A 10,740-nucleotide genomic window follows, 5' to 3' on the forward strand; every position below is an offset into this window, starting at 1 on the left:
TCTTTTTCGGAGAAGCAGTAGGTGATCTCCTTGCCGCTCTGCACGCGGAAGAGCGGCGGCTGCGCGACGTAGAGATAGCCCTTTTCGATGATCTGCGGCATGTAGCGGAAGAAGAGGGTGAGCAGCAGCGTCCTGATGTGGGCTCCGTCGACGTCGGCATCGGCCATGATGAATATTTTGTGATAGCGCAGCTTGTCCTCGTTGAAGTCGTCGCCGACGCCGCAGCCGAGGGCGAGGATGATGTTGCGTATCGTCTCGCTGCTGAGGATCTTTTCAAGGCGCGCCTTTTCGACGTTGAGTATTTTGCCGCGCAGCGGCAGTATCGCCTGGAATTCGCGGTTGCGCCCCTGTTTGGCGCTGCCGCCCGCGGAGTCTCCCTCGACGATGTATATCTCGCAGTCCGCGGGGTTGCGGTTCGAGCAGTCGGAGAGCTTGCCGGGCAGGGTGAGGCCGCTCATGACCGATTTGCGGCGCACGAGCTCCTTGGCCTTCTTCGCCGCCTCGCGGGCCTGGCGCGCGCGGAGGGCGCTTTCGACGATCGGCTTCAGTATCTCCGGGCGTTCGTCGAGGGCGTTCTTGAGCCCCTCGTAGACGATGGAGTCGACGATGCCCTTTACGTCGTTGTTGCCGAGCTTGGTCTTGGTCTGTCCCTCGAACTGAGGCTCCATCACCTTGACGGAGATGACGGCGGTGAGACCCTCTTTAAGGTCGTCGCCGGAGAGGTTGGTGTCTTTTTCTTTGAGTATCTTTAGTTTGCGCGCCTCGTCGTTTATCGCGCGCGTCATCGCGGAGCGGAAGCCCGCGACGTGGGTGCCGCCCTCGATGGTGTTGATAAGGTTGACGAAGCCGAAGAGCCTTTCAATATAGGTGTCGTTGTACTGGATCGCCACCTCAAGCTGTGTCTTGTCCTTTTCTCCGTTGATCACCACGGGCTCCTTGAAGAGAACCTCTTTGCCCTTGTTGAGGTATTCGACAAAGGCGGAGATGCCTCCGGGGTAGTGATAGCTCTTTTTCTCCGGTTTCTCGGGGCGCTGGTCCTCGAAGTTGATGGTGATATGCGAGTTCAGGAAGGCGAGTTCGCGCAGGCGCTGTTTGAGGATGTCGGCCTGGAATTCCGTCGTGGAGAATATCTCGTCGTCCGGCATGAACTGCACGCGCGTGCCGCGCAGTTCCGTATCGCCGGCGACCTCCAGCTGCGTCATGGGGATGCCGCGCTCGTAGCGCTGGTGGTATTCTTTGCCGTTGCGCCAGATCGTCAGCTCGAGCCAGATGGAGAGGGCGTTGACGACGGATATGCCGACGCCGTGGAGCCCGCCTGAGACCTGATAGGCGCTCTTGTCAAACTTGCCTCCGGCGTGGAGAACGGTGAGGACTACCTCAGCCGCCGACTTGCCGGATTCGTGCTGCTCTGTGGGTATGCCTCGGCCGTTGTCGATGACGGTGACGCTGCCATCGGGGTTGATCGTTACGTCGATCGTGTCGCAGAAGCCGGCGAGCGACTCGTCTATCGAGTTGTCCACCACTTCGTAGACGAGGTGGTGCAGGCCGCGCTGGCTCTGGTCGCCGATGTACATGCCGGGGCGCTTGCGTACCGCCTCAAGCCCTTCAAGAACGTGAATGTCCTTTGCTGTATAATCCGAGGCGTTCGCCCCGTTCTGCTGTGTGTTTGCCATGATGTCCATATCTTCCATCTATATAACTCCTTTACTCTTAAATACAATAGTTGTTAAACCAGCAAAAATGATTAAATCGTTACGTCCTGATTTTTGCTTTTCGGGGGCAAAAATACTGCCGATTCCGCCGCGAAAGCTCTCTGTCTCTTGGCCAGTGTAGGCGGGGTGAACGATGTTGTTTCCGTCGTGCCGTCTCTTTTGAGGATCACCGTTTGACTCTCACTTCGGTAAATCGCGGTCACATTTGCGAGGCAGATGATGTTTTTGCCCTCCAGAGGAATAAACATTTGTAGAATCCCCCAATCAGTCTATAATTATACCATGTCGTCCACCTGAAACGGAGTGAATTCATGAACACTTTATTTATACTTTCCAACTCCCCCGGAGAGGTCTCCGGCTGGATGGGGCCCGTTACGAGGGCACTCGCTGAGAGGGCTCTCCCGCTGAATATAACGGGAGTGACGCTGCCCTGTCCCTACGCGAGCGGCATGGAGGCGGGGAGTGCGCGCCGGCTGCCCGGCGTGACCGAGGTCGTGCGGCTTCGGGACGCGATGCGCGCTGCGCCCGCCGGCGGCAAACGGCTTATTTTGCAGCTTGGGGGGGACCCGATGTATGGCTGCGCGCTCTCGCTCAAGCTCCGCACTCCGTGGATGATATATACAGCGAGGCCGCGCTGGCGCGGACGCGTGCGGCACTATTTCCTTCCCGACGAGTTTGCCCTGCGGTGCTTCGAGCGGGCCGGTGTGGCGGCGAAGCGGCGGAGCCTCGTCGGTAACCTGATACTTGACAGCGTACCGGAGCGCGGCGGCGGTGGCGCGCGTGAATTCCGCGAACGGTATGGGATATCGGCGGAGCACATTATCTGCTTCATGCCCGGCAGCCGTCCCTTTGAGTATGAGCTGGGCTTCGCCTTTTACAGCGAATGTGCGCGTATCCTTCATAAAAAGTATCCGCAGTGGCAGGCGGTTCTGCCGGTGGCGCCGACGGTCGACGAAGCGTGTCTCCGCGCGGGGCTCAGGAAGACGGGGCTTGCCTGGCGCGGCGGCGAAGAGGTGGAGGAGATACTTCTTGACGACGGCGGCCGCGTGCCGCTTGTGCGTTCTGGACAGTATGACGCGATCTCCGCGGCCTCGCTGGCGGTCGCCTTTCCGGGGACGAACAACCTTCAGATCGCCTCGCTTGGCGTGCCGCTGCTGATGATCGCGCCGCTCAATCAGGCGGAGAACATCCCGTTAGACGGGCTCGCGGGTGCGCTCTCTCCCGATACGCCGGGGCTGCGTACGCTTAAAAAGAGGCTTGTCTTCTGGTATAACGCTAAGGAAAGTTATGTCTCCCTGCCCAACAGGATGGCGGGCCGTCTGGTGCTGCCGGAGCGGCGGGAGCTGATGACGCCGGAGAGTACCTGCTCTTATATATCTGAGCTCATCGAGTCGCCGGAGCGGCGGCGTGAGATAGTTGAAGATTACGCGAAGCTGGACCTGCGGCGCGGCGCGGCGCGGCGCATCGCGAGTAAGATAGAGGAATTTTTTAGTTCGTAGAGATGGTCATATGATAAATCGCGGTTTAGCTTTTGACTTTACCCTTAAAGGCGCCCTCTGTGAGGCGGCCAGGGAGCCAAATCAGAGCCTTTCTGATTTGTGCGAATTGGCTGGTAGTTACATCAGAGCTGGCTCGGCGATGTTTTTCGCCGAGACTGAGGGAGAGTTGACCTTATGTTCTTCCGCGGCTTTTGCCGCGGGCTCTGTTTGGCGCGGTTCCCGCGCCGAACAGAGCAACACTCCTTCCGTCAGCCGCCAAAAACAGGCGGCCGACACCTCCCTCGGAGAGGGAGGCTACAAGGACAAAAGATAAATCGTTGTTTATCTCTTTTCACACCCGAAGAAAATTGGTTTTGCAAAATTCACATGATAGTAGGAAAATCGGCGCGAAGAAGTGCCGTAGGCTAAATAAGCCGGTCACTAAGTACCAGAGCCGTATTGTTCATACGGTGATTGCAAGGCAATATCCCGCCACAGGGCGGGGACATTCTCAAATTATCCATATTGCCGTAGCATGCGGGTGCGCTTGCCGCAGGACACTCAGAGACCGGCTTATGACGCATACGGTGCTTATTCGCGCCGATTTTGATAAACGCCGATTTATTTAAGGACCTTTTCAATAACATCCATCCCGCGCTTTACGAGCTCCATGTCGGCCTGGCTGCCCATGTGGCCGATGCGGAATACCTTTCCCGCCAGCGGGCCGTAGCTGCCGCCGACGGCGAGCCCCTCTTTGCGCAGTGCCGCGTCAAGCTCCGGCCAGCTCCATCCCTCGGGAACCATGATGGCGGTGACGGTCGGCGAGGCGAGCGACTCTTTCGCCGCGTAGAGTTTGAGCCCCATATCTTTAGCGCGCCTGCGGCAGTAGGCCGCGGCCTCCTCGTGTCGTTTGAAGGAATTCTCTAACCCCTCCTCGAGAACGCTCTTAAGCGCGAGGTTCAGCGCGGCGTTCGCCTGCCAGTTGTGTGTATAGGGCATCGCCTTTACGATGAGGGCATCCTTCCAGGGCAATATCGCGTCGTAACCGGCGTAGCTGATATCTTTCGCCCGCTTCCAGGCGCGGTCGCTCACCGTGAGCATACAGATGTCCGGCAGCAGGGAGAGGCATTTCTGGCTGCCCAGCAGTCCGAGGTCTATTCCCCATTCATCTACGCGCACGTCGGCTCCCACCGCGCTGGCGACAAAGTCGACGACGAAGAGCGCGCCGCTCTCGGCGACTACGGGGGCTATTTCTTCGATTGGATTCAAAAGGCCGCTGGGCGTCTCGCAGTGGACGGCGGTCACGACATCCGGGCGGAACTCCGCGATCTTCCTGCGCAGCTCCGCCTTATCGACGAACTCTCCCTCCGGGGCCTCAAGATACTCGGCCTGCACGCCCATCGCCTCGGCCATCTCGCCGAAGCCGTGGCCGAAGAGGCCGTTGGAGACCGCCAGCAACCTGTCGCCTGGCTTCACGACGCTTTTGAGCGCCCCCCAGAGGATCATTATCGCCTCTCCAGAGCCGATGATGACGCTGTTTTTCGTCTTCAGCACCTGCTGCAGCAGCGAAATGTTCTCCGCAAGCAGCGCGAAAAAGTCATTTTCAAGATCTGTGCTGCCATAATCGGTGAGGTAGGCCTCGCGGTATTTGAGCGGGACAGAAGAGGGGCCCGGAACCAGTGGAATTTTGTAAGTTTGCATCTTCAAGTCTCCTTTTTAAGGAACCGCCGATTGTCCGTAACGCGGGCGGCATATTTAATCAGCGGAACTTACGTTTTTATATTATTGAACATTTGCCGTTCGACCGGCGTTTTCTTAACTACGAAAAAAGCGCCGGAGGAATGCTCCGGCACTTTTGATTTGTTTACGCTTGAATTACTGGACGAGCTGGCTGAGATACTGCTGTACGGCTGATTTGACCCGGTTGCCGTCGGCCTGGCCTTTTACGGCGGCCATTGTCTTGCCCATCATTTTCCCCATATCCTTCGGACCCGCGGCGCCGGTCTCTTCCGCTACCTTCGCCACTATTTTAAGGATATCTTCGTCCGAAAGCTGTGCTGGCTGATAGGCCTCAAGCACCTTGATCTCGGCAAGTTCACGTTCGGCACGATCCGAAGCGCCGCCGTTCTTGTACATCTCCGCCGCCTCGGTACGCTGCTTGATGAGTCTGCGAACGAGCACAAGAACATCGTCATCCGTGAGCGCGTTGTCCTTGCCCTTTTCTACCTGCGCGAGCTGTATAGAGGACTTGAGCATACGCAATACGGAGAGCGTCAGCTCATCTTTATTTTTCATAGCTGTAACCAGATTGCTCTGGATTTTGTCAACAAGGCCAGACATTGTTAATAATCCGCCCTCCTGCCTTTGTTTCGTGCCATCTCGGCCTTCTTACGTTTCTTGATTTCGCTGGGTTTTTCGTAATGTTCATGCTTCTTAGCCTCACGAAGCACGCCCACCTTCCGAAGCTCTCTTTTAAAGCGTTTGAGGGCGTCTTCAATCGACTCATTGTCGCGTCTAGTTACGGTGGTCATCAACATTCCCCCCTTTCTCAGTCGGGGATCAACACCTAAGCGAAAACACCATTTACGTAGATAAAGTCCGCCAGATGTCATTCTCAGATTTGTTACATCTATGTATTATGGGGTATACGGCAACACTTTGTCAATAATGAGGAAAGGCACAATTCGCTTAAATTACTGAAACATCACCGTTGAATTGTATATTTTCAGAAATCCCCCCGGTTATGAGTCCATCTTCTCTGTATTTAGCGGGTATTACAATAATTTCTTCGTTTATTTTCGCCGCGGCCTCCGCGGTGACCCGAATATAGTTGCGCGTGAGCCCCTTTGCCGCCGTGCCGTCGCTCTCCTCGGTAAGTATAGCGCACTCCCTGCCGATCCACCGCGAGCAAAAATCCTCATGGAGCTCCGCCGCCAGTTCCAGCGCCTCTGCGGCGCGCCGGTGCACCGCTTCGCTCCTCTGCTGTTCCATCGCGGCGGCGGGCGTACCCTCACGCGGCGAATATGGAAAGACGTGTACCTTGCCGAAACCCAGACCTCTTACGAAGTCGAGGCTGCGCCGGAAGGCCGCGTCATCCTCCGTGGGAAAGCCGACCATCAAGTCGGTGCTGATGTGCAGGCTGTCGCCGAGCACGCCGCGCGCGCGGGCGGCGATCTTCGCGAAGTCCGCCGCGCGGTAACCACGCTTCATGGAGGAGAGCACGCCGTCGTCGCCGGACTGCAGCGGCATATGCAGATGTTCGCAGAAGGCGGGGCAGTCGGCGAGTGCGGCGAGCAGTTCGTCATTTACCGCGAAGGGCTCTATGGAGCCGAAGCGGAGCCTCTTTATCTTTGGCAGCGCGCCGATGCGGCGCACGAGCCGCGGCAGTTCGTCGTATAGTCCGAGGTGTACGCCGGTGAGGACGATCTCCGGACAGCCGGACTCCGCTATCCGCCGTGCCTCGTCCACCGCCTCTGTCAGCGGGCGTGAGACCGGTTTGCCGCGCACACTGGGGACGATGCAGTATGAACAGTAGTGGTTGCAGCCTTCCTGCACCTTAAGAAAGGCGCGTGTATGAAGGCGCGGCCGGTCCAGCGTCAGGCCGTCCCAGATATTTTCTTTTTCAATGCCGCCGTCCACCTCGACGCGCGGCGCGGTGCCCGCCAGCCTTTCGGCGACTAGTCCCGGCAGCCGGTGTTTGAGGCGGTTGCCGAGGACGATGTCTATGTCCAGTAGCTTTCGCTCCGCCTCCGTCATCTTCTGCGCGTAGCAGCCGCAGGCGGCGATCACTGCGCGCGGGTTTTCGCGGCGCGCGCGGCGGATCAATTTGTGGCATTTGCGGTCGGCGACAGCCGTTATCGTGCAGGTGACGATGACGACGATATCCGGCGACTCTTCGCCGCAGACCGCCCCCTCCGCCTCAAGCGCCGCGGCGATCGCCTCGCCCTCGTACTGGTTCGTGCGGCAGCCCTGTATAAATATCGAAAAATTTTTACCCGATAACCTTTGCATCATTACTCCATTATCCTATAGAAATTTCGCCGGCACAAGCAATGCGGCTGATAAAAAATCCGCCTCTCTGCGAGGCGGTATGTGGTTAAATATTTCTTATATTTCCCAGCCCTTCGAACAGCTCCTTCATCGGCCCCGCAAGCAGCCGCTGGCGCTCCTCGAAGGCCCGGCGGTAAACGGCGGCGTTCTTCGCGTCGGGTTCGAAACGGCCTCTGAAGGTGATCCACTGCCGCATCGTCTCCCCGATGTCCTCGATATCGCCGACGGCATAGGCCGCCACCGCGACGTCGGCCATCAGGCCGCCCTCGCTCCTCGTCGGAATGTTATATGCGCCGCCGAGGATATCCGCCTTGATCTGCGTCCAGAGCGGGCTCTTGCTGCCGCCCTCGGTGCCGATGATCTCATTCAGGGGGATACCGCACTCGCGGTATATTTTTATCATCTGGGCGTACTCAAAGGCGATCGCCTCAAGGATCGAACGCCACATCGCGGCGCGGTCGCTTGCGCCGAAGAGCCCCGCGAATACTCCGCAGGCACCCGGCATATCAGGACCCGCGCCCTGTAAATAGGGGTAAAACAGAAGCCCGCGTGAACCGGCGGGGACATCGGCTGCGAGGGTGTCCATCTCTGCGTAGAACATCGGGTCTCCCGCGCGGTTGGCGACGCTGTCGCGGAACCAGCGCAGCGAAAGGCCGCCGGCGCGGATCATGCTCCAATAGAAATAAGAATCTTTAAGCGTGCCGGTGGCGAACATCATACCGGGGGCCACCGTGATGCGGCTGTCGGCCTCTGAAACGGCGACTGCGAATATCGAGGCGGTGCCGGCCACATCAGTGGCCAGCCCAGGCTCCAGCAGCCCGGAAGCGAGTGCCGACTGCATCGTATCGCCCGCGCCGGCGGCGATGGGGATACCAGAGGGAAGCCCCATCTTCTCCGCCTCTTCGGGGCAGAGGAATCCGACGATGTCCCAGGGCCTGACGATGCGCGGCAGTATCTCCATCGGGATGCCGAGCGCCTTCATCTGCCGTTCTGACCAGTTGCGCGCCTTAGCGTCATAGCCGATGAGCCAGCCGGACATCGTCGCCCAGTCCAGAAAGGCCTCTCTCGCCGTCAGCCCCGCGAGCGTGCCGAGGACGAAGGGACCGTTATTTACGACCTTCACGGCGTTTTCGCGGAAGCCGGTGTATCTATTGAGGAACCAGCGCAGGATCATCGGCGGCATAAATTCGTCGACGATGGCGTTTCCGCTCTCCTCGACCCAAACCGGCTCGACATTCTCGCGCACCCATTTTGCCTCGCCGCTGGCGCGGTTGTCGAGATAGGGGACGAACGGCATCACCGGCTGCCAGTTCTCGTCGATGCCGACGATGCCGCAGATAATGCCGCTGGCCGATATCGAGCGCACCTCGGCGGGATTGACCCCCGACTTGGCGAGGCACTCGCGCACGCCCTCACGGACGTTGTTGACGAAACAGTTGGCGTCCATCTCCGCCCAGCCGGGGCGCGGGTAGGATATCTTATTTTCCCTGTAGGCCTCGGCGACGCGTGTGGAATCGATGCTGTAGAGCGCCGTCTTGGTCCCCATCGTGCCGCAGTCGAAGGCGATGTAATATTTCCCCATTTTTGTCTAGCCCTCGCGCGGCTTGAGGATCTCTTTCATGTCGATCGGCGTCCACTCCTGCGCGCCGGGTATCTTGAACCACAGCTCGTACCTTTCGGGGACGACCACCATCTGGTAGAGGGTGAGATCTGTCGTCGCTCCTAGCTCCTCGATCTTCGAATCCATGATGTCCATCATCACCTTTTCGTTGATCGTGCCCTTGAAGTGCTTGGCGAGGGTGAGGAGGTTCTGGCGGCGTGTACGCGTCATCCAATAGGTCTTATCGTCGGGACGCGGAAGCCCCCAGGAAAATTCCGTAAAATGATTTGTCAGCACCGTGAGGCCGGGGCGGGAGTGCGATTCGCGACGCTTGACCTCGAAGACCGGCCATTCAAAGCAGCGGGCAGTCTGTCCGTCCGCGACGCCGACGATATATGCGAAGTTGGCCTTCGTAGTTTGGAAGCAGCTCTCGATCTCGTCGAGCGTCGAGCAGTCGAGCAGAAAGCTGAACAGCTCCGTCACCGCGGGGACGCGGCTGTCATACCAGAGCGCGCCGCCGGATGGCATGCCGTTGTTGAGCTCCAGAAAGATGCCCTTTTCGTTCATGCCGTTGACGGCATATATCTCCCCCGCGTAACCGAGCGTCGCCACCGCTAGCGAGCCGTCGCCTGGGTGGAAGCAGGCGAGAACGATATCCTCGTCAAATTCTTTGAACCACGGGAGGTAGTCGTAATTTCTTCCGTAAACGAGGGGGCCTTCGGCATAGTCGCCCCATACCGCGATGCCGGAACATTGCTGCGGCATGATGGTCATCGCGGCGATGACTTCGAGGGCGTTGACAAGTTTGAGCTCCTCAAGTGTCAGAGTTGAACCTTCGCTCATTCCGCGCAAAACCTCTTTGAACTTGTAGGGGTAATTGGCGTAGAACTTTTGCGCCTGCTGTTTCAGCCCCTGAGGGTCGGCGCTCTCCTTCATGATTCGGCCGCAGATGGCCCTTTCGTATATATCACGAAGCTCGACCGCCATCAGCGCGCCGTACTGGCGCCCCATTTCACGCCAGGTACCGTGCAGGTCAATGATATTAAGTTTGTCTTTCTTTATCTTTGAACCTTTTTCAAAAGTTTCCATAAAGTCAGCCTCCCATCGTTGCCTCTCATGTTATATTATACACTGGTAGAGTTCTTAGGGAACCGCTGATTCTATGACCACGGCGCGCTGAGAGTGCCTATTTTGCGCGCGGCGTATATACGTCTCCCTGACAACGTCCATATTTACTAATTATCACAGCAACGGGGTGTTTTTATGACAGAAAGCATTGCTTTCGAAGAGATAAATAAATATATCGGCGAAAATGAGGCGGGACTGCGTCAGTATGTCTCATTGCTGATCAAGGCCAACGAGCTGGCGCGGCTCACGGGGCCGTCGGACGAGGAGACGCTTTGGAACGGCCATATCATCGACTGCGCCTTTGCGCTGCCGCTGCTGCCGGCGCGCGGACGCGTGATCGACGTCGGCACGGGCGGCGGCCTTCCCGGCCTCGTCTGGGCGATTTGCCGCCCGGAGCTGCGGGTGATGCTGCTTGACAGTATCACCCGCAAATGCGCCCAGGTGGAACGGATCGCCGCGCTGATGGGGCTCCGGAACGTCGAGGTCGTCTGTTCCCGCTCTGAGGACTACGCGAAAAAGAATCTGGAAAAGTTCGACGCGGCGGCGGCGCGCGCCGTCTGCGCCGCGGGGATACTCGCGGAATATCTCGCCCCCTTTGTAAAGACAAAGGGAAAACTCATCGCCTTTAAGGGGCCGAAGGCGCAGGAGGAGCTGGCGGCGGTCGGCAATAAATGGAAAACGCTTGGCCTGTCGCAGCCGCGTCTTGTCTCCTATGAGCTTGGCGAGATGAAGCGCTGCTTCGCGGTCTGGAATAAGGTGGGGCTGCTGCCGA

Annotated in this window: 10 protein-coding genes; 3 read left to right on the top strand and 7 right to left on the bottom strand. The window is 58.4% G+C overall.

Translation table 11 applies throughout. From position 1 onward, the window contains the following. Nucleotides 1-1,691, bottom strand: a 1,691-nt coding sequence (locus LIO98_RS03770; RefSeq protein WP_291953455.1) for a DNA topoisomerase subunit B, incomplete at its 3' end; no start/stop codon positions are given. A gap of 332 nt (nucleotides 1,692-2,023) precedes the next feature. Here LIO98_RS03770 and LIO98_RS03775 point away from each other — a divergent pair. Then, the gene (locus LIO98_RS03775) at nucleotides 2,024-3,211 is read left to right on the top strand and encodes a hypothetical protein (RefSeq protein WP_291953456.1); all 1,188 of its coding nucleotides are present in this window, start codon (nucleotides 2,024-2,026) and stop codon (nucleotides 3,209-3,211) included. 106 nt (nucleotides 3,212-3,317) lie between these two features. Next, nucleotides 3,318-3,524, top strand: a complete 207-nt coding sequence (locus tag LIO98_RS03780; RefSeq protein WP_291953457.1) for a hypothetical protein — start codon at nucleotides 3,318-3,320, stop codon at nucleotides 3,522-3,524. A gap of 287 nt (nucleotides 3,525-3,811) precedes the next feature. Here the strand turns inward: LIO98_RS03780 and LIO98_RS03785 are convergent, their stop codons facing one another. The 6 genes from LIO98_RS03785 to LIO98_RS03810 all read right to left on the bottom strand — a co-directional run bounded on the left by LIO98_RS03785 (nucleotide 3,812) and on the right by LIO98_RS03810 (nucleotide 9,929). Further along, nucleotides 3,812-4,891, bottom strand: coding sequence for an aminotransferase class V-fold PLP-dependent enzyme (locus tag LIO98_RS03785; RefSeq protein ID WP_291953458.1), 1,080 nt, complete (start codon nucleotides 4,889-4,891; stop codon nucleotides 3,812-3,814). 174 nt (nucleotides 4,892-5,065) lie between these two features. Beyond that, nucleotides 5,066-5,530 carry a GatB/YqeY domain-containing protein gene (locus tag LIO98_RS03790; protein ID WP_066747297.1) on the bottom strand — a complete coding sequence of 155 codons (465 nt, stop codon included), beginning with the start codon at nucleotides 5,528-5,530 and terminating at the stop codon, nucleotides 5,066-5,068. A 2-nt stretch (nucleotides 5,531-5,532) separates the two neighbouring features. After that, nucleotides 5,533-5,721, bottom strand: a complete 189-nt coding sequence (gene rpsU / locus LIO98_RS03795; RefSeq protein ID WP_008710232.1) for a 30S ribosomal protein S21 — start codon at nucleotides 5,719-5,721, stop codon at nucleotides 5,533-5,535. Nucleotides 5,722-5,878: 157 nt separating this feature from the next. Further along, on the bottom strand, nucleotides 5,879-7,204 hold the full coding sequence (locus LIO98_RS03800) for a MiaB/RimO family radical SAM methylthiotransferase (RefSeq protein WP_291953459.1): 1,326 nt from the start codon (nucleotides 7,202-7,204) through the stop codon (nucleotides 5,879-5,881). 82 nt (nucleotides 7,205-7,286) lie between these two features. After that, nucleotides 7,287-8,822, bottom strand: a complete 1,536-nt coding sequence (locus LIO98_RS03805) for an FGGY family carbohydrate kinase (protein WP_291953460.1) — start codon at nucleotides 8,820-8,822, stop codon at nucleotides 7,287-7,289. A 6-nt stretch (nucleotides 8,823-8,828) separates the two neighbouring features. Beyond that, complete coding sequence (locus LIO98_RS03810; protein WP_291953461.1) at nucleotides 8,829-9,929, bottom strand: C45 family peptidase; 1,101 nt, start codon at nucleotides 9,927-9,929, stop codon at nucleotides 8,829-8,831. 174 nt (nucleotides 9,930-10,103) lie between these two features. Between LIO98_RS03810 and rsmG the strand changes: the two genes are divergently transcribed. Continuing rightward, nucleotides 10,104-10,740 (top strand): 16S rRNA (guanine(527)-N(7))-methyltransferase RsmG (rsmG, locus tag LIO98_RS03815; protein WP_291953462.1); only part of this gene is annotated, 637 nt, incomplete at its 3' end.

The sequence above is a fragment of the Cloacibacillus sp. genome, from assembly GCF_020860125.1.
Taxonomy (GTDB): Bacteria; Synergistota; Synergistia; order Synergistales; family Synergistaceae; genus Cloacibacillus.

Excerpts from the sequence above, each read along its gene's own strand:
- LIO98_RS03775 (WP_291953456.1), top strand. The coding sequence starts at position 2,024 with ATGAACACTTTATTTATACTTTCCAACTCCCCCGGAGAGGTCTCCGGC.
- LIO98_RS03785 (WP_291953458.1), bottom strand. The coding sequence starts at position 4,891 with ATGCAAACTTACAAAATTCCACTGGTTCCGGGCCCCTCTTCTGTCCCG.
- LIO98_RS03790 (WP_066747297.1), bottom strand. The coding sequence starts at position 5,530 with ATGTCTGGCCTTGTTGACAAAATCCAGAGCAATCTGGTTACAGCTATG.
- rpsU (WP_008710232.1), bottom strand. The coding sequence starts at position 5,721 with ATGACCACCGTAACTAGACGCGACAATGAGTCGATTGAAGACGCCCTC.
- LIO98_RS03800 (WP_291953459.1), bottom strand. The coding sequence starts at position 7,204 with ATGATGCAAAGGTTATCGGGTAAAAATTTTTCGATATTTATACAGGGC.
- LIO98_RS03805 (WP_291953460.1), bottom strand. The coding sequence starts at position 8,822 with ATGGGGAAATATTACATCGCCTTCGACTGCGGCACGATGGGGACCAAG.
- LIO98_RS03810 (WP_291953461.1), bottom strand. The coding sequence starts at position 9,929 with ATGGAAACTTTTGAAAAAGGTTCAAAGATAAAGAAAGACAAACTTAAT.